Here is an 18,807-nt window from a genome sequence, read left to right on the forward strand (position 1 = left end):
CGTCAACACGGAACCGTGAGGTCCGGCGCTTTTCCGGCAAAGCCGTGGGCTTCGTCTCCCGCATGAAGGGATACGGCACCGGGTACGGAATGGATGTGCGATGCGATACAGGCGGCAATCCCGCCGCGGTCGGCGAAGGCCGGCTGGCATCGCCGCCACGGGCGGCGCGCTGGCGCCGCCCGGCACCCGGTCGGGTCAGCCCCGGCGGATGATCTTCCGCTCGGCGAGCGCGGCGATCTCGGCCGGGTCGTAGCCGAGTTCGGCCAGCACCTCCGCGGTATGCTCGCCGAGCCGCGGCGGGTGGCGGTGGATGCCGGCCGGGGTCGCGGCGAAGCGGGTGGGCGGCCGGGCCATCCGCAGCGCGCCCTCGCTCGGATGGTCCATCGGCTGGAACATTCCGACCGCCTTGAGGTGCGGGTGCTCGGGCACGTCCTCGATGCTCGAGAAGCCGGTCGCCGGGATGTCGAGCCGCTCGCAGACCGCCAGCCATTCGGCGGTGGTGCGGCCCGGGGCGATCGCCGCCACCGCGGCATAGACCCGGTCGATATTGGCGTTGCGGGTCACTGGGTCGTTCACGCCGAGCTGCTCGATCAGCTCCTCCCGGCCCGCCTCGGTGAAGAAGGCCCGCCAATGCGCGGCCGTATAGGGCAGCAGGGTCATCCAGCCGTCCTTGGTCGGCGCCGGCTTGCGGTGGCGCAGGCGCGCGTAGCCGGGCTCGCCGATCGGCGGGTCGAAGGCGTGGCCGCCCTGGTGCTCGACCGCGACGAAGGCGGTGATGGTCTCGAGCATCGGGACTTCCACCAGTTGCGCCTCGCCGGTGCGCTCGCGGTGCAGGAGCGCGGCCAGCACCGCCGAGACCAGGGCCATGCCGGTGATCTTGTCGGCGACGAGGGAGGGGACGAAGCGCGGCTGGCCTTCCTCCTCGCCGACGATGTCGGCCAGGCCCGAGGCGGCCTGGATGATCTCGTCGAAGGCCGGCCGGGCGCGGTGCGGCCCGTCCTGGCCGAAGCCGGTGGCGACCGCGAAGACCATCCGGGGATTGAGCGCCTTGCACTCCTCCGGCCCGAAGCCGAGTCGGGCCATCCCTGCGGGTCGGATATTGGTGACCAGCACGTCGGCCGTCGGGATCAGCCGGCGCAGCACCGCGGCGCCCTCCGGCGTCTTGAGGTCGAGCGCGACGGAGCGCTTGTTGCGGTTCACCCCGAGGAAGACCGAGGCCATGCCGCGGTTGCGGAAGACCCCGGAATTGCGGACGAGGTCGCCGGTCGGGGTCTCGATCTTGATCACCTCGGCGCCCCAGTCGCCGAGCGTCTGGGTGGCCAGCGGCCCCAGCACCACCGCGGTGAGGTCGAGCACGCGGATGCCGGCGAGCGGGCCGGTCGGGGGAGTGGGCGCGCTCATGCGCGGCGCATCCGGGCGCTGTGGCAATGCGGCACCATTCTCGCTTTGCTCCCCATCTTGCTGGGCGGCTCCCGGCCGGCGGGCGGCGGGACCAGGTCCGGGGAAGGCTAGTGCAGCCGGCGCCGCGCGGAAACGCCCCGCGGCGACCGGATCACCCCGCCGGCAGGATATGCTCGGCCGGGATCCGGATGGTGCAGCGCAGGCCGGACGGGGTGAAATCCAGCCGGCCGGAGCCGCCGAGCTCATAGGCCAGGCTGCGCTCGATCACCGTCAGGCCGAAGCCGCGCCGGGTCGGCGGCGCTGCCGGCGGGCCGCCATGCTCGGTCCATTGCAGCATCAGCCCGGCCTGGGTGCGGCGCCAGCGCAGCGCCACCGTGCCGTCCTGGACCGACAGCGCGCCATGCTTGGCCGCATTCGTCGCCAGCTCATGCAGCGCGAGGCTGAGCGACATCGCCGCCCGCGGCCGCAGCACCAGGTCGCGTCCGCTGGCGGCGATCCGGCCGCGGCCGGGCCCGTCGGCATGCGGGCCGAGCTCCTCGGCGATCAGCGGCCGCAGCCTGGCGCCTTCCCAGCGGCTGGCATGCAGCAGGTCGTGCGCCGCCGCCATGGCGTGCAGCCGCGCCTCGAAGTCGCGGACAAAGGCATCGGCATCGACGGCCGGGCCGGCGGCGCGGCGGCGGCTGTGGCGCAGCAGGGCCTGGATATTGGCCAGGATGTTCTTCAGCCGGTGGTCCAGTTCGGCCATGACGAAGGCCTGGTGCGACTGCGCCGCCCGGGAGGCGCTCGCGGCCGTCTCGGCGCGCTGCAGCCCGGCTTCCAGCCATGCGGTGCGGAGCCGGGCGGCGGTGGCGATCTCCGCCCGGCTCCAGCGCGGCGCCGTGGCGGGGCGCAGCCAGACCGCCCAGTCGCGCGTCGCCCGCGGCAGGGAGATGGCCAGCAGCCGGCCGCTGACCGGCGCTTCGGCCGGCAGCCTGTCCATGGCCAGCACCCCCGCCGCGGAGCGGTCCCCGAGCCAGCGGAGCAGGGCCTCGGCCACCGGCGCGGGCGGCGCTTCGCCCAGCCGGTCGCCCTGGCCGTCGAGGCGAAGCACCATGCCCGTGCCGGCGATGGCCCGGGCGAGTGCGGCGCGATGTCCCGCAACGCGATCGTCGGCGAGGCAGCCGGGCGCCGGGATCCCCTGCAGCAAGGCGGAGAGGGGGTCGCCCCGATCCGGCGGCGCCGTGACCGGCCAGGACAGTTCCATCTGGACGGCCGCATAATCGTCGGGACAAGGCATGGATCGGTCCCAGCCGGCTGCCTCGAACTCGGCGGTGGGGACGCCCAGGCCGGGATAAGGTCGCGGCGCGGCCGGGGCGGCGAGGCCGGCCATCCGGCCTGGCCGGTTGATCTGGTGATCCCGCGCGGCCCGCTCGCCGGCGGCGGGGTAGGATTGGTCGACTCGCATGGCGTGATTGCTGCCCGTGGCGCAGATTGCGCAATCACTATATCGCGATGGAGTTAAGGCAAAGAGAAAACCGGAAAGAAAATCGACGGAACCGCACCGTTCCGATCGTGTAATTCTCGGTGCCGCGTGGTTGACGGGCTTGCTGCGCTGCAGCAACGATCCATGCCGCGGGACGGGCGCTCTTCACGCCGGTGTGCACGCAAAAGTCGAAGGATTCGTCAACCGGTCCCGGTTTTGCTTCAACCGCCCGGACGCTTCGGGCAGAAACGACGCAGCGACCGCGGCACCCATGCCGTCCGAGCGAAAGGCAGCGCGAACCGGTGACAGAAGCGATGGCGAACACCGATACGGCCCAGGACGCGGCCGCCCTCCGCGCGGCGATCGTCCGCAAGCTGACCTACGACATGGGCAAGAGCCGCAGCGGCGCGCGCGACCGGGACTGGTTCCTGGCCACCGCGCTTGCGGTACGCGACCGGGTGATCGACCGCTGGCTGGAAGCGACGCGGGCCGCCTACGCGCATGGGGAGAAGCAGGTCTACTATCTCAGCCTCGAATTCCTGGTCGGCCGGCTGCTGCGGGACAATGTCAGCAACCTTGGCCTGGTCGAGACGCTGCGAGAGGCGCTGGCGCCGCTCGGCGTCGATTTCGACGCGGTCCGCCAGGCCGAGCCCGACGCGGCGCTGGGCAATGGCGGCCTCGGGCGGCTCGCGGCCTGCTTCATGGAAAGCCTGGCCAGCCTGGCGATCCCCGCCTTCGGCTACGGCATCCGCTACGAGCACGGGCTGTTCCGGCAGATCCTGCGCGAGGGCTGGCAGCACGAGTACCCCGAGGACTGGCTGCAATTCGGCAACCCTTGGGAATTCGCCCGGCCGGAGATCTCGCACGACATCGGCTTCGGCGGCAGCGTCGAGGCGGTGCGGGTCTCGGAGGACGAGATGCGGCATGTCTGGCACCCCGGGGAGACGGTTCAGGCGGTGGCCTACGACACGCCGGTGGTCGGCTGGCGCGGCGAGCACGTGAACACGCTGCGGCTCTGGTCGGCCCGGGCCCTCGATCCGCTGAAGCTGGAGGCCTTCAATTTCGGCGACCATGTCGGCGCGCTGGCCGACCGGATGCGGCAGGAGGCGATCAGCAAGGTTCTCTACCCCTCGGACGAATCGCCGGCGGGGCAGGAGCTGCGGCTGCGGCAGGAATACTTCTTCACCTCGGCCGCGCTGCAGGACCTCGTGCGCCGGCACCTCAGGGTCTATGGCGACCTGCGCTCGCTGCCGGACAAGGTGGCGATCCAGCTCAACGACACCCATCCGGCGATCGCCGTCGCCGAGCTGATGCGGATCTGCGTCGACCTGCACGCGATCCCCTGGGACGAGGCCTGGGCGATCACCCGCGGGTCGATCAGCTATACCAACCACACCCTGCTGCCCGAGGCGCTGGAGAGCTGGGCGGTGCCGCTGATGGAGCGGCTGCTGCCGCGCCACATGCAGATCATCTATCTGATCAACGCGCATCACCTCGACAGCGTCCGCGCGGCGCATGCGGGCGACGTGCGGCTGCTGTCCTCGGTCTCGCTGATCGAGGAAGGCCATGGCCGCCGGGTGCGGATGGGACATCTCGCCTTCGTCGGCTCGCACAAGGTGAACGGCGTCTCGGCGCTGCATTCCGACCTGCTGAAGCGGACCGTCTTCCGCGACTTCCACGCCATCACACCCGACCGCATCACCAACAAGACCAACGGCATCACCTTCCGCCGCTGGCTGCAGCAGTCGAACCCAGGGCTGACCGGCCTGCTGGTGGAGGCCGTGGGGCCGGCCGTGCTCAACGACGCCGCGCGCCTCGAGGGGCTGATCCCGCTGGCCGACGACGCCGGCTTCCGCGACCGCTTCGCCGCGGTGAAGCGCGCCAACAAGGAGGCGATGGCGGCGCTGATCCGCCAGCAGCTCGACCTCAGGGTCGACCCGGCGGCGATGTTCGACGTCCAGATCAAGCGCATCCACGAATACAAGCGCCAGCTGCTGAACATCCTGGAGACGGTCGCGCTCTACGACGCCATACGATCGCAACCGCATCTCGACTGGGCGCCGCGGGTGAAGATCTTCGCGGGGAAGGCGGCGGCGAGCTATCACCGTGCCAAGCTGATCATCAAGCTGGCGCATGACGTGGCGCGCGTGGTGAACGGCGATCCCACGGTGCGCGACCGGCTGAAGGTCGCCTTTCTGCCGAACTACAACGTTTCCCTCGCCGAGATGATCGTCCCCGCCGCCGACCTGTCGGAGCAGATCTCGACCGCGGGGATGGAGGCCTCCGGCACCGGCAACATGAAGCTCGGGCTGAACGGCGCGCTGACCATCGGCACGCTGGACGGCGCCAATGTCGAGATGCTGGAGCATGTCGGGGCCGACAACATCTTCATCTTCGGCCTGACCACCGAGGAGGTGGAGGCGCGCCGGCACGACGGCAGCCATGGCGCGGCCGCGGTGCAGGCCTCACCGCGGCTGGGCGAGGTGCTGGAGGCGGTGGAATCCGGCGTCTTCTCCCCCGACGACGCCGGCCGCTACCGGGAGATGATGGCCTCGATCCGCGGCCACGACTACTTCATGGTCGGCGCCGATTTCGACAGCTACTTCGAGGCGCAGCGACGCGCCGATGCGCGCTGGCAGGACAGCGGCGCTTGGTGGCGGAGCGCGGTGCTGAACACGGCCCGCATGGGCTGGTTCTCCTCCGACCGTACCATCGCCGAATATGCCAGCGAGATCTGGGACGTGCCGATCAAGCGCTGAGCTGCGCGGAAGGGGGGGAACGATGCCGCATACACGCCCGCGCAGCGAGGGGCCGCTGGCCCGCACCGCCATGGCCTTCGTCCTGGCCGGCGGCCGCGGCAGCCGGCTGATGGAGCTGACCGACCGCCGGGCCAAGCCGGCGGTCTTCTTCGGCGGCAAGTCGCGCATCATCGACTTCGCGCTGTCGAACGCCATCAATTCCGGCATCCGCCGGGTGGCGGTCGCCACCCAGTACAAGGCGCACAGCCTGATCCGGCACCTGCAGCGCGGCTGGAACTTCCTGCGGCCGGAGCGGAACGAGAGCTTCGACATCCTGCCCGCCAGCCAGCGCGTCTCCGAGCACAACTGGTACCTCGGCACGGCGGATGCGGTGTTCCAGAACATCGACATCATCGAGGACCTGGGGCCGCGCCATATCGTGCTGCTGGCCGGCGACCATGTCTACAAGATGGACTACGAGGTGATGCTGCAGGAGCATGTCGACCGCCGGGCGGGCGTCACGGTCTGCTGCATGAGGGTGCCGCGCGCCGAGGCCAGCGGCTTCGGCGTGGTCGCGGTCGACGACAGCGACCGCATCACCGGCTTCGTCGAGAAGCCGGCCGACCCGCCCGGCCTGCCCGACCAGCCCGACCAGTCCTTCGCCAGCATGGGCATCTATGTCTTCGACACCAAGGTGCTGATCGCCGAGCTCCGGCGCGACGCGGCCGATGCGGCCTCCTCGCACGACTTCGGCAAGGACATCATCCCCCGCATGGTGGCCGAGGGCACCGCGCATGCCCATCGCTTCGAGGCGAGCTGCGTCCGCTCGGCCGCCGAGACCTCGCCCTATTGGCGCGACGTCGGCACGGTGGACGCCTATTGGGAAGCCAATATCGACCTGACCGATGTCGTCCCGCCGCTCGACATCTTCGACAAGGACTGGCCGATCTGGACCTATGCGGAGGTCGTGCCGCCGGCCAAGTTCGTCCATGACCTGGACGGACGGCGGGGCGAGGCGATCTCCTCGCTCGTTTCCGGCGGCTGCATCGTCTCCGGCGCCACCGCCAGGCACTCGCTGCTCTTCACCGGGGTGCGGGTGCATTCCTATGCGGCGATCGACGGCGCGGTGCTGCTGCCGGAGGTCGATGTCGGGCGCCGGGCGCGGCTGACCAACGTGGTCGTCGATCGCGGCGTGCGGATCCCCGCAGGTCTGGTGGTGGGGGAGGACCCGGTGGCCGATGCCGCCCGCTTCCGCCGCTCGGCGAAGGGAATCTGCCTGATCACCCAGGCGATGCTGGACCGGATCCCCGCATGAGGCTGCGGGTGCTGGCGGTCGCCTCGGAGTGCTTCCCGCTGATCAAGACCGGCGGGCTCGCGGATGTCGTGGGGGCGCTGCCGGCGGCGCTGGCCGGGGCCGGGATCACGGTGACCACCCTGGTGCCGGGTTATCCGGCGGTGCTGTCGGCGGTCGGCGCGGCGCCGGTGGTGCTGGACCTGACAGACCGCTTCGGCCCGGCGCGGCTGCGACGGGCGAAGGTCCATGGGCTCGACCTGCTGGTGCTCGACGCGCCGCAGCATTTTGACCGGCCGGGCAATCCCTATGCCGGGCCGGACGGTGTCGCCTGGGACGACAACGGCCTGCGCTTTGCCGCGCTCGGCTTTGCCGCGGCCAAGGCGGCGACGGCGCTCGGCTTCGATGCGGTGCATGCGCATGATTGGCAGGCCGGGCTGGCCGGCGCCTACCTGCGGCTGACCGCGGCGCGGCGCGTGCCCTCGGTCTTCACCATCCACAACCTGGCCTTCCAGGGACAATTCCCGCCGGCGCTCTTCCCCCGGCTCGGCCTGCCCGCCACCGCCTGGCGGATGGACGGGCTCGAGTATTTCGGCAGCGTCGGGTTCCTGAAGGCCGGCCTCTGGTATGCCGACCGCATCACCACGGTCTCCCCCAGCTATGCGACCGAGATCCGCACGGCGGCCGGCGGCATGGGGCTCGACGGGCTGCTGCGCGGCCGGGGCGGACAGGTCAGCGGCATCCTGAACGGGATCGACGAGGCCGAATGGGACCCGTCCCGGGACAAGGCGCTGGCAGCGTGCTTCTCCGCCGCCGATCCGGCGCCGCGCGCGGCCAACAAGCCGGCGCTGCAGGCCCGCTTCGGCTTGGCGCCCGACCCGGCCGCGCCGCTCTTCGCCTTCGTCGGCCGTCTCGCCTGGCAGAAGGGCATGGACCTGGTGCTGGACGCCTTGCCCGCGCTGCTCGAGGCCGGGGGGCAGCTCGCCATCCTCGGCACCGGCGATGCGGCGCTGGAAGCCCGCTGCCTCGGCGCTGCGGCGGCGCATCCCGGCCGGGCCGGCACGGTGATCGGCTTCGACGAGGCGCTGGCGCGGCTCTGCTACGGCGGCGCCGACGCGGTGCTGGTGCCCTCCCGCTTCGAGCCTTGCGGCCTCGCCCAACTCTGCGCGCTGCGCTACGGCGCGCCGCCGGTGGTCGCCCGCACCGGCGGGCTGGCCGATACGGTGATCGACGCGAACGAGATGGCCCTGGCCGCCGGCTGCGCGACCGGCGTGCAATTCGCCCCGGGCGATGCCGCGCTGCTCGCCGGCGCGGTGCAGCGGACCATCGGCCTCTACCGCGACCGTCCCGCCTGGGCGCACATCCAGGCCAATGCCCTGGGCTGCGATGTCTCCTGGCGCCGCTCCGCGGCCCGCTATGCCGCGCTGTTCGACGAGATCGTCGCGGCGGATGGCTGAGCTCGGGGAGGGAGCGCCGGAGCCGCTCGGCATCAGTGCCGATGCGGCGGGGGTGAACGTCGCCGTCGTGGCGCCCGATGCGACCGCGATCGAGTTCTGCCTCTTCGACGCGACGCGCGACGTGCAGCTCGCCTGCCACCGGCTGCCCGCGCGCAGCGGCGATGTCTGGCACGGGCATGTGCCGGGGATCGGCCCGGGCGCGCGCTACGGGCTGCGGGCGCATGGGCCGGCGGAGCAGCGATTCGATCCGTCGAAGCTGCTGCTCGACCCCTGGGCGCAGCGGATCGACCGGCCCTTCCTGCTGCATGCCAGCCAATTCGCCCGCGGCGTCGACAGCGCGCCGGCGATGCCGAAGGCGGTGGTGCCGGTGCCCGGCCTGCCCGCGCCGCCACCGCCGGCATCACCGGGTCCGCGGGTGATCTACGAGTTGCACGTGCGCGGCTTCACCCGGCTGCATCCCGGCATCCCCGAGGGCATGCGCGGCACCTTCGCCGCGCTCGGCCATCCCGCCGCCGTCGCGCACCTGCGGGCGCTCGGCGTCACGCATGTCGAGCTGATGCCGGTCGCCGCCGGGATCGACGAGCGGCATTTGCCGCCGCTCGGCCTGAACAATCACTGGAACTACAACCCGGTCGGCTTCCTCGCCCCCGACCCGCGCCTGGTGCCGGGCGGGATGGAGGAGGTGCGCGCCGCGGTCGCCGCGCTGCGCGCGGCTGGCATCGGCGTGATCCTCGACGTCGTCTACAACCATAGCGGGGAGGGCGACGAGCATGGCCCGACTCTCTCGCTCCGCGGCCTGGCCGACCGCGCCTTTCACCGCTTTGCCGGGGATGGCCGCTACGCCAACGATGCCGGCTGCGGCAATACCCTGGCGCTCGACCGTCCCTGGCCGCTGCGGCTGGCGATGGATGCCATGCGCCACTGGGTGCTGGCGGCGGGTGTGGAGGGGTTCCGGCTCGACCTCGCCACCACGCTCGGGCGGCGGGACGGCGGCTTCGACCCGCATGCGCCGCTGCTGGCGGCGATGCGGCAGGACCCGCTGCTGCGGGAAAGGATCGTCATCGCCGAGCCCTGGGATATCGGCTGGGGCGGCTACCAGCTCGGCGCCTTCCCGCCGGACTGGGCGGAATGGAACGACCGGTTCCGCGACACGGTGCGGCGCTTCTGGCGCGGCGATGCGGGGCAGGTGCCGGACCTGGCGACGCGGCTGGCGGGTTCGGCCGATGTCTTCGGGCCGGCACGGCGGCAGGCTTCGGACAGCCTGAACTACGTCACCTCGCATGACGGCTTCACCCTGGCGGATCTCGTCGCCTTCACCGCCAAGCGCAACCACGGCAATGGCGAGCATGGCCATGACGGCCACAACGAGAACCATTCCTGGAATTGCGGGGTCGAGGGGCCGACCGACCATCCCGCGGTGCTGGCCCGGCGGGCCGGCGACGTCCGGGCGCTGCTGGCGACGCTGCTGGCGTCGCGCGGCACGCCGATGCTGTCGATGGGCGACGAATGCGGCCGGACCCAGGGCGGCAACAACAATGCCTATGCGCAGGACAACCCGGTCTCCTGGCTCGATTGGGCGGGGATGGACCATGCGCTGCTGGACTTCGCCGCGCGGCTGGTGCGGGCGCGGCTGGCGCATCCGGCGTTGCACGCCGTGGCGCCGCTGACCGGCGCGGCGCAGGACGAGAGCGGCCTGCCGGACGTCGCCTGGCTGCGGCCGGACGGCGCGGCGATGGACTGGGGCGATGCGGGCGCGCGCAGCCTGGTCGCGGTGTTCCATGTGCCGGCGCGAGGGAACAGGCCGGCCGACCGCGTGCTGGTCGCGTTGCACGGCGGGGCGGAGGCCGCGGGTTTCACGCCGCCCGCGCCGCGTCCCGGCTTCGCCTGGCGGGTGCTGGCCGACAGCGCCGATCCGGCCGGTGGGGAGGCGCCGCCGCCCGCGCTCGCCCCGCGCAGCGCGCTGCTGCTGGCGGAATTCCCCGCCTGACCTATGTTCGGGCGACGGGACGACGGGGGCGGCGATGCGGGACCGGCGTTTGATGCCTGAAGGCGCCCGCGCGTGACCGCGCCGCTCGTCGCGCTGCGCGGCGTCGCCAAGCGCTACGATTCCGGCACGCTGGCGGTGCAGGGCATCGACCTCGACATCGCCGCGGGCGACTTCCTGGCGCTGCTCGGGCCTTCAGGCTGCGGCAAGTCGACCCTGCTGCGGATGATCGCCCGGCTGTCCGCCACGACCGGCGGCAGCATCGACTGGCCGGGCGGCAGGCCCCAGGCCCGTGACATCGGCTTCGTCTTCCAGGAGCCGACGCTGATGCCCTGGGCCACGGCGCTGGCCAATGTCGCCCTGCCGCTGGAACTCGCCGGTCTGCCGAAGCGGGAGGCCGCGGCGCGCGCCGCGGACTCGCTCGCCCGGGTCGAATTGCGCGGCTTCGAGGCCGCCTATCCCCGCGCCCTCTCGGGCGGCATGCGGATGCGCGTTTCCATCGCCCGCGCCCTGGTGACGAAGCCCCGCCTGCTGCTGATGGACGAGCCTTTCGCGGCGCTCGACGAGATCACCCGCTTCCGGCTGAACAACGACCTGCTGACCCTGTGGGAGGCGGAGCGCTTCACCGTGGTCTTCGTCACCCACTCGGTCTTCGAGAGCGTCTACCTCGCCCGCCGCATCGCGGTGATGGCGCCGCGCCCCGGCCGCATCCATGCCGAGCTTGCCGTGGACGCTCCCTATCCGCGCGGCGAGGCCTTCCGCACCTCGGCCGCCTACGCGGCGCATTGCCGCGAGGTTTCCGGTGCGCTGGAAGGGGCGATGGCGGCATGATGGGCTCGGCGCGGGCCCAGCGCTGGCTGCGGGTCCTCGGGCCTCTTGTGATCGGGGTGGTCTTCCTCGGCGGCTGGGAATGGCTGGTGCGGGCGCGGGGCATCCCGCCCTACGTGCTGCCCGGGCCGGTGGCGATCGCCGAGGCACTTGCGCGGGACTGGCCGGCGCTCTCCGCCGCGCTGCTGGTGACCTTGAAGATCACCGCGCTCGCCCTGCTGATCGCGGCGTCGCTCGGGCTGCTTCTGGCGGTGGTCTTCGCGCAGTCGCGCATCCTGGAGCTTTCGCTGTTCCCCTACGCGGTCATCCTGCAGGTAACGCCGATCGTCGCCATCGCGCCGCTGATCATCATCTGGGTGGATGACGTCACGCTCTCCCTGCTGATCTGCGCCTGGATCGTCGCCTTCTTTCCGATCCTCTCGAACACCACGGTCGGGTTGAACAGCACCGATCACAACCTGCTCGACTTGTTCCGGCTTTATGGCGCCACGCGCTGGCAGGTGCTGTGGCGGCTGCGGCTGCCGACGGCGATGCCCTTCTTCCTGGCAGGGCTGCGGATCTCGGGCGGGCTGGCGCTGATCGGCGCCATCGTCGCGGAATTCGTCGCGGGGACGGGGGGGCGGTCCTCCGGCCTCGCCTACCGGATTCTCGAATCGGGCTACCAGTTGCAGATCCCCCGCATGTTCGCGGCGCTGGTGCTCATCTCGGCCACCGGCATCGGCATCTTTCTTGCCTTGAGCCTGCTGTCGCACCTGCTGCTGCGGCGCTGGCACGAAAGCGCCATGGGACAAGGAGACCGCCGATGAGCACTGCGATGGACCGGCTGCGCCAGGCGATCAGCGCCGGCGGCCAGGACTACTGGCTCCGCGACGCGCGGGCGCCGGCGACGCTGATCCCGGGTGAGGCCCCCGGTCCGGTCGATGGCCAGGGCCTGGTCCGCTTCGACCTCAGGATCGAGCAGGGGCGCATCGCCGCGCTGGCGCCCCTGGGCACGGCGACGGAGGGGCCGAGCCTTGATGGCGGCCAGGTCTGGCCCGGGCCGGTCGATGGCCACACGCATCTGGACAAAGGGCATATCTGGCCGCGGCACGCGAACGAAACCGGCAGCTTCCATGGCGCGCTGACCGCCTGCGCCACCGATCGCGGCGGCTGGACCGACGCGGACATCGAGGCGCGCTTCGAATGGAGCCTGCGCGCTGCCCATGCCCATGGCACGGTCGCCATCCGCACGCATCTCGAGAGCTATGCGCCGCGCGACCCGGCCTCCTGGCGGGTCTTCCGCAGGCTGCGGGACCGCTGGGCCGGGCGGATTGCTTTGCAGGCCAGTTCCATCGCGCCGCTCGACCGTTTCGCCGGCGAGGATGGCGGGCTGCTGGCCGATACGGTGGCGGATTCGGGCGGCGTGCTGGGCATGGTCACCCGGCTGGCCGGCGGCGTGCATGACCGGCTGCCGGACGAGTTCCAGCCGTTGCTCGACCATTTCTTCTCGCTGGCCGAGGCGCGCGGCCTCGAGCTCGACCTGCATGTCGACGAAAGCGGCGAGAGCGGTGCCCGCGCGCTGATCGAGATCGCCCGCACCGCGGTCCGGCGCGGCTTCAAGAACCGCATCCAGTGCGGTCATTGCTGCTCGCTTTCGATCCAACCGGAGGAATTCGCCAGGGCGACCATCGAAGCCTGCGCCGAAGCGGGGCTGTCCATCATCGTCCTGCCGATGTGCAACATGTACCTGCAGGACCGCGTGCCGGGCCGCACCCCGCGCTGGCGCGGCGTGACGCTGGTGCATGAGCTGCGCGCGGCCGGCGTGCCGGTCTCGGTCGCCTCCGACAATACCCGCGACCCCTTTTATGCCTATGGCGACATGGACATGGTCGAGGTGTACCGGGAGGCGACGCGGATCCTGCAGCTCGACCATCCCGTCGGCGACTGGCCGCGCGCGGCCGCCGCCACGCCCGCCGCCGCCATGGGGCTGCAGGATAAGGGCTGGCTGAAGCCCGGCACCGCGGCCGACCTGCTGCTGTTCCGCGCCCGCGGCATGACCGAGCTGCTGAGCCGGCCGCAAGCCGACCGCGTGGTGCTGCGGAACGGCAAGGTGCTGGACGCCGAGCCGCCGGACTACCGGGACCTGGACGCGGTGCTGGGGACCGGTCCAGGCTGAGGGCAACCATCCCGGAGGGACCCATGCTCGCCCCGCAACGCGCCGCCTTCGACATCCCGCGCGAGGTCGCCTACCTCAACGCCGCCTCCTGGAGCCCGCTGCCCAAGGCGGTGCAGGCGGCGGGGCATGCGGGCGTGGCGCGCAAGGCCCAGCCCTGGAACTGGAACGCGCCGGATCAGGCCGCGCAGCTCGCCCGCGCCCGGGCCGCCGCGGCGGCTCTGATCGGCGCGGCGCCCGAGGACATCGCGCTGATCTCCTCGGTCGGCTTCGGCGTCGCCACCGCGGCGAAGAACCTGAAGGTGCCGCGCGGCAGCCGGGTGATCCTGCTGGCGGACGACCACAGCGCGCCGACGCTCGAGTGGATGCAGCGCGCGCCGGAGGCCGGGTTCGAGACCGAAGCGGTCTCGCCCGGGCCCGATGGCGACTGGACCGCGGCGCTGCTGGCGGCGATCGAGCGGCAGGGGGCGGCGCCGGTCGCGCTCGCCTCGATCTCCTCGGTCCACTGGTCGGATGGCGGGCTGGTGGATCTGGCGGCGGTGCAGGCGGCGCTCAGGCGGCAGGGCGCGGCGCTGCTGGTCGATGCGACGCACCATGCCGGCATCCTGCCGATCGACGTCGCGGCGCTCGACCCCGACTTCCTGATCTTCCCGACCTACAAATGGGTGCTCGGCCCCTATGGCCGCGCCTTCCTCTATGTGGCGAAGCGCTGGCAGCAGGGCGTGCCGCTGGAGCAGACCAGCTATTCCCGCAAGGGCGTCGCCGCCGAACGAGCGCCCTATTTCGCCGACCTCTCCTTCGCCGAGGGCGCCAAACGCTTCGACATGGGGGAGCGCGACCACTTCATCTCGCTGGAGATGGCGGCGGTCGGGATGGAGATGATGGCCGCCTGGGGCCAGGCGCCGATCGCGGCCCACCTTGCCATGCTGAACCGCCGGATTGCAGATGGCGTCACCGGGCTGCCGGTGACGGTGCCGGCCGAGCGGGTGCGGGCGCCGCATGTGCTGAGCCTCGGCTTTCCGGCAGGCATGCCGGAGCGGCTGATCGAGCGGCTGGCGGCGGAGCAGGTGCATGTCGCGCCGCGGCTCGGCAGGATGCGCATCAGCCCGCATGTCTACAACGACGAGGCGGATGCGGATGCGCTGGTGGGGGCGCTGCGGCGGGCGCTGGGCTGAAGGAAGGCCAGGGAGGACCTATCCTCCTTGGACCCTCCTCTATTTCTGTGGGTTTGGCACCCGTCGCGCCGCGGGGGCGAAGCCGCCACGAAGGGAATTGAGGCAGAGAGGAAACGATTTTTCCTGCCCACTCCCGCTGCCCCGCCGGTCAGGCAGCCCACCCCGCGAAGAAGCCGCCGACCCGGCCGAGGAAGCGCTCGAGCGCCGGCCGCTTCCGCTGGTCCATCCGCGTCAGGTACAACCAGTCCAGCCGGCAGCCTTTGGCGCAGAGCCGGCGCAGGCCGCGGCGCATCACCCGGTAGTCCGGCCAGCCGATGTACCAGAGCAGCCAGAGCGGCGAGCCGTAGGTGGTGACCACCGCGATGCGGCGGATATTGGTCAGCAGCGGCTCGATCGCGCCCGGGCCGATGCGGAAGGCGACGCCGGGCAGCCAGACCCGGTCGAACCAACCCTTCAGCATCGCCGGCATGCCGTACCACCAGGTCGGGTAGACCAGCACCAAGGCCTCTGCCCAGCGCAGGTCTGCGGCTTCGCGCGTGATGTGGGCCTCGTTCCCGCCCGGAGCATTGGTGACGCGGTGCTCGGCAGCGGACATGACGGGCACGAAACCGTCTGCATGCAGGTCGTGCAGCCGCACCTCGTGCCCCGCTGCCTGCAGCGCGGCGCAGGCAGCGTCGCGCAGCGCCGCGGAATAGCTGTCGGCCCTTGGGTGGCAGGCGATCATCAGCACGTGCATGGGCGGCCCCGGAACGGCGGGGCCGCTTCAAGCATGCGGCATGCCGCGTGTCAGCCGGCCATGACCCAGGGCATCTCGAGCGCGGCGGCGCCTGTCGGCTGGTCGCCCCCGATCCGCAGCGCCTCCAGGCCCGGGCCGGCGCTGGCGGTGTGGAGGAGGCTGCGGTTGTCCCAGATCAGCACGTCGCCCGCCTGCCACTGGTGACGCCAGGTCAGCGCCTCGGCGGTTGCGGCGGCAAAAAGGGCCTGCAGCAGCCGGCCGCTCTCGGCCTCCGGCAGGTTCAGGATGCGGCTGGTGAAGGCGGGATTGGCGTAGAGCACCGGCTCGCCGGTCACGGGATGGCGGCGGACCAGCGGGTGCTCCGTCCGCGCCGCGGGGTCGAGCGGGCTGGCATGCACCGCGCGAAACTGTCCGAGCCGGTCGCGCAGCGCCGGCGGCAGGCTCGCCCAGGCGCGGCGCTGGTCGGCGAAGGCGATCTCCCCGGCGGGTGCCTCGGCGCGCATCAGGCAGGCGAGGGCCGGTTGCGCCGCATAGCTGCGGTCGGCATGCCAGAAGGGGCGGTCGGCGCGGTCCGGTGGCGGCAGATCGGCGGGCGCCCCGACCGAAAGCGGCAGGACCGGCGCCGCCTGGTGCAGCGCCTGCCCGAGCAGCGGGGCTTCGAGCGACGCCAGGCCAAGCGCCAGGGCAGCCGGCAAGCCGGACTGGCCGCGCAGCAGCAGCACGCCGTGTTCGGTCAGCGCGTCGTGCAGCACCTCCAGCACCGGGGCGGGCAGGGGGGCGGCGAGGTCGAGGTTCAGCACCTCCGCGCCGAAGGCGGGATGGAGGGGACTGAGCGAGATGCCGGTGGCAAGCGGGGTGGAGAGGGACTGCATGGAGGTCATCGCCTGCGGCTCCGACAGGACCGGGAAGGGACGCCGTGAAGCCGGAAGCGATTCCACGTCGTTGGCGGAAGAGTGGACCTTTAAAACGCACATGCAAGCGTAAAATTTGCTAAACACTATTGATGATAGTTATTAAGCCTTGCGGGCAGGCGCGCAACGGCGCTTCCGGCTGAGAATCATTCCAGCAATTTCAGAGAGATAGGTCCGATGCGATCGCTGGGTCGGCCAAACCGACCAGGTCATGCCGCCTGCCGAATGGCTGATGAGCCGGCCTGCCAATGCGCCGAGTCGATCGGCAAAGCACAGGACATCGTCGCGGTTCATTGGCGTCGCTGCGGCCTTGCACCTGCCGCAGCATCGGGTGAAGACTGCCGGGATGACCCCGGATGCCCTGCGCCGATCCGCCGCGGCGGAAACCACCCCCCCGCCCGGTCTTGCCGGCCCGCTGCTCGCGCTGTGGTGGGATTCCCGCGGCGACTGGACACGGGCTCACGAAGCGGCCCAGGCCGGGGACGATGCCGAGAGTGCCTGGGTGCATGCCTACCTGCACCGGCGGGAAGGTGACCTGGCGAATGCGGACTACTGGTACCGCCGTGCCGGTCGCCACCACCCGGCCATGCCGCTCGAGGCGGAATGGGCGGCGATCGCCGCCGCCCTGTTGCCGGTCAGTCCGCGATAGGCGGCCGTCCCAGCAGCTTCAGGGTCAGCCGCCGACCCGCCACCATGGCGGGGTAGAGGAAGCGGCCGAGCTTCGGCCGGCTGAAGACCAGCCGGTTCAGCCTGTTGAAGGCGCCGCTCTCGGCGCCCAACAGGGCCAGCACGTGCAGCGCCGCGGCACCGTGGTAGTACTGGCCGTTCCACTTCACCGCCATGCCGTTCTCGAGGCTGAGGCCGCGCGCCTTCACCTCCCGCACCACGGGATGGTCGGTGCGGGCGTCGATCATGTGTACCTTCTCCGCGAGCTGGCGGATGCGGTAGAGCATGACGTAGCGGGTGCAGAAAGGGCACATCCCGTCATAGACGACCCAGATCTGCTTCGCCTCGGCGCCACCCGTCGGGGTAGACGCCGGCTTTTCCATGGTGTCAGCGGACATCGAACCGGAACTCCGCGCGCTTCTTCACGTCCCGCACCAGGGCCCCGTCCCGCAGCGTCAGGCAAACACTGTCGACCACGTATTTGTAGCCGACGATGTCTTCCATCCGGAGGTTGTTGAACTCGGTGAAGACCCAGGGATTGGGCTGCATGTGATGCGGGTAGAGGTAGTAGAGGTTGTTGTTCTTGATAGCGGGGTAGCGGGTCATGAAGTCGTGCGTTTCCCGCACCAGCCGCTCCACCGAGTGGAAGGTCGCCCCGCCCACCGTCTGCGGCGTCGTCGTCGGGCTGGCAAGGCAGGCCGAGGCCTCCCGCCAGTCGTTGAGGTTGTTGAGGTTGCCGCCGATGCGGTGCGGGAAATGGCCTTCCGGCACGAACATGGCGGTCTGCGCGACGCTGTAGGAGTAGATGCCGAAATAGGTGGGCGTCATCCACACCTCACGCCCATCCTTCGTGAGGGCGTAGAACTGCGGGCTCGCCAGCCGTGCCGCGTCCAGCCAACCGAGGAAGTTGGTGTAGAAGACGGTGTGGCCGAACAGCGCCGCGGCCACGCAGGCAGCCTTCATCATCGGCGTGATGTCGGATTCCTTCAGCCGCCACGCCGAGCTGTAGACGATCAGGTTGACCGCGATCCAGAAGTGGAACAGCGCGCCGAGCGTGAAGTAGACGCCGATGTGGAACAGGTCGAACAGCAGCGTGAAGCCCAGCAGCCAGCGCTTTCGCAGGATGGCGATGGGCGAGAGCAGCTGGGCGCCGAGCACGACGAAGTTGAAGGCGAGGGTGAAGTTGGAGATGGTGTCCCAGCTGCCCTGCAGCAGCGTCGGGAAGGTGGCGAGCGGATTGTTGCCGCGCTCCAGCCCGATGACGATCGCCGTCTGGGTCGGGTTGGCGACCAGCCAGGTCCAAGGCTCCGATCCGCCCGCGACCAGCTTGGCGACGCCCGAGCAGAAGTAGTTGCCGAGATGCGCGCCGACCACCACGGCCCAGATCAGCCCGGCGGTCTTCTGCCGCAGCACCGCCGGCGGCAGGTCCTGCATCAGGCTGCGGAGCCGGGGAAAGCGCTGCAGCGTCCACTCGCTGGTCGCCGTCACCATCAGCAGGACGCCGATCGTGGCGAAGGTGATGCCGTCGAGCATGGCGAAGTAGTCGGTGTCCGTCACCCACATGTCGGTGCGCGGGCCGATCAGGTGCCGCCACAGGATGTAGTAGTAGGACAGCGGCAGCAGGAAGGCCGGCCGGGCCATGCCGATGGCGCCGGCCAGCACCGCGACCAGCATGCCCCAGCGGAAGAAGAGCGCATGCGCGTTCGCCTCGCCCAGGATCAGGTTCGGCGCCGGCGGCACTGCGCCGAAGGCATCGAACAGCACCTGGACAAAGACGACGATGCCGATGCCGCGCACGATGGCCCGCAGCAGGAACGGGATGTCGGCATAGCGGATGGCGATGAAGGGCAGCGCCGCGACGCAGCAGAAGATCGTCAGCGCGAAGGCATGCGCCTCCGACTGATGCGCGGCGAAGAGCGTGACCTTGCGCGCCGCCATGTAGGCCAGCAGCGAAAGCAGCAGGATGGACAGCGGCAGCGTGACCGTCACCGACGGTGCGCGCAAAG

Annotated in this window: 15 protein-coding genes; 9 read left to right on the plus strand and 6 right to left on the minus strand. The window is 71.1% G+C overall.

Annotation, left to right across the window (positions count from 1 at the left end):
- Nucleotides 1–195: 195 nt before the first annotated feature.
- Entirely contained in the window at nucleotides 196–1,401 is a 1,206-nt protein-coding gene (locus E2C06_RS17430) for a CaiB/BaiF CoA transferase family protein (RefSeq protein ID WP_133289895.1), read from the minus strand.
- Nucleotides 1,402–1,552: 151 nt separating this feature from the next.
- On the minus strand, nucleotides 1,553–2,845 hold the full coding sequence (locus tag E2C06_RS17435; RefSeq protein WP_133289896.1) for a sensor histidine kinase: 1,293 nt from the start codon (nucleotides 2,843–2,845) through the stop codon (nucleotides 1,553–1,555).
- Nucleotides 2,846–3,177: 332 nt separating this feature from the next.
- Between E2C06_RS17435 and E2C06_RS17440 the strand changes: the two genes are divergently transcribed.
- The 8 genes from E2C06_RS17440 (at nucleotide 3,178) to E2C06_RS17475 (ending at nucleotide 14,488) form a co-directional block, all read left to right on the plus strand.
- Entirely contained in the window at nucleotides 3,178–5,622 is a 2,445-nt protein-coding gene (locus E2C06_RS17440) for a glycogen/starch/alpha-glucan phosphorylase (RefSeq protein ID WP_133289897.1), read from the plus strand.
- Nucleotides 5,623–5,644: 22 nt separating this feature from the next.
- Complete coding sequence (gene glgC, locus E2C06_RS17445; RefSeq protein WP_133289898.1) at nucleotides 5,645–6,916, plus strand: glucose-1-phosphate adenylyltransferase; 1,272 nt, start codon at nucleotides 5,645–5,647, stop codon at nucleotides 6,914–6,916.
- Nucleotides 6,917–6,918: 2 nt separating this feature from the next.
- Entirely contained in the window at nucleotides 6,919–8,349 is a 1,431-nt protein-coding gene (gene glgA, locus E2C06_RS17450) for a glycogen synthase GlgA (RefSeq protein ID WP_133289943.1), read from the plus strand.
- Complete coding sequence (glgX, locus tag E2C06_RS17455; protein ID WP_133289899.1) at nucleotides 8,342–10,336, plus strand: glycogen debranching protein GlgX; 1,995 nt, start codon at nucleotides 8,342–8,344, stop codon at nucleotides 10,334–10,336. Before glgA ends, glgX begins: the two co-directional genes overlap by 8 nt.
- Before the next feature lie 72 nt (nucleotides 10,337–10,408).
- On the plus strand, nucleotides 10,409–11,164 hold the full coding sequence (locus E2C06_RS17460) for an ABC transporter ATP-binding protein (RefSeq protein ID WP_133289900.1): 756 nt from the start codon (nucleotides 10,409–10,411) through the stop codon (nucleotides 11,162–11,164).
- Nucleotides 11,161–11,967 carry an ABC transporter permease gene (locus E2C06_RS17465; RefSeq protein ID WP_133289901.1) on the plus strand — a complete coding sequence of 269 codons (807 nt, stop codon included), beginning with the start codon at nucleotides 11,161–11,163 and terminating at the stop codon, nucleotides 11,965–11,967. Before E2C06_RS17460 ends, E2C06_RS17465 begins: the two co-directional genes overlap by 4 nt.
- Nucleotides 11,964–13,316 (plus strand): cytosine deaminase, encoded by a 1,353-nt coding sequence (locus E2C06_RS17470; protein WP_241671334.1) that lies wholly within the window; start codon nucleotides 11,964–11,966, stop codon nucleotides 13,314–13,316. The genes E2C06_RS17465 and E2C06_RS17470 overlap by 4 nt, the downstream gene beginning before the upstream one ends.
- Nucleotides 13,317–13,339: 23 nt before the next feature.
- Nucleotides 13,340–14,488: an aminotransferase class V-fold PLP-dependent enzyme gene (locus E2C06_RS17475; protein ID WP_133289902.1), complete on the plus strand. Its 1,149-nt coding sequence runs from the start codon at nucleotides 13,340–13,342 to the stop codon at nucleotides 14,486–14,488.
- A gap of 148 nt (nucleotides 14,489–14,636) precedes the next feature.
- On the opposite strand, the gene E2C06_RS17480 is transcribed toward E2C06_RS17475, so the two are convergent.
- The gene (locus E2C06_RS17480) at nucleotides 14,637–15,224 is read right to left on the minus strand and encodes an NAD(P)H-dependent oxidoreductase (RefSeq protein ID WP_133289903.1); all 588 of its coding nucleotides are present in this window, start codon (nucleotides 15,222–15,224) and stop codon (nucleotides 14,637–14,639) included.
- Between the two features lie 50 nt (nucleotides 15,225–15,274).
- Nucleotides 15,275–16,105, minus strand: coding sequence for a TauD/TfdA dioxygenase family protein (locus tag E2C06_RS17485; RefSeq protein ID WP_165982449.1), 831 nt, complete (start codon nucleotides 16,103–16,105; stop codon nucleotides 15,275–15,277).
- A 376-nt stretch (nucleotides 16,106–16,481) separates the two neighbouring features.
- On the opposite strand from E2C06_RS17485, the gene E2C06_RS17490 reads away from it, so the two are divergent.
- Nucleotides 16,482–16,784: a hypothetical protein gene (locus E2C06_RS17490; protein ID WP_133289905.1), complete on the plus strand. Its 303-nt coding sequence runs from the start codon at nucleotides 16,482–16,484 to the stop codon at nucleotides 16,782–16,784.
- Here the strand turns inward: E2C06_RS17490 and E2C06_RS17495 are convergent.
- Together E2C06_RS17495 and E2C06_RS17500 are read right to left on the minus strand one after the other, a co-directional pair.
- Nucleotides 16,771–17,199 (minus strand): DCC1-like thiol-disulfide oxidoreductase family protein, encoded by a 429-nt coding sequence (locus E2C06_RS17495; RefSeq protein WP_133289906.1) that lies wholly within the window; start codon nucleotides 17,197–17,199, stop codon nucleotides 16,771–16,773. The genes E2C06_RS17490 and E2C06_RS17495 overlap by 14 nt on opposite strands.
- Nucleotides 17,189–18,790 carry a hypothetical protein gene (locus tag E2C06_RS17500; RefSeq protein ID WP_133289907.1) on the minus strand — a complete coding sequence of 534 codons (1,602 nt, stop codon included), beginning with the start codon at nucleotides 18,788–18,790 and terminating at the stop codon, nucleotides 17,189–17,191. The genes E2C06_RS17495 and E2C06_RS17500 overlap by 11 nt, the downstream gene beginning before the upstream one ends.
- Nucleotides 18,791–18,807: the final 17 nt, after the last annotated feature.

The organism is Dankookia rubra, from assembly GCF_004355005.1.
Lineage (GTDB): Bacteria > Pseudomonadota > Alphaproteobacteria > Acetobacterales > Acetobacteraceae > Paracraurococcus > Paracraurococcus ruber_A.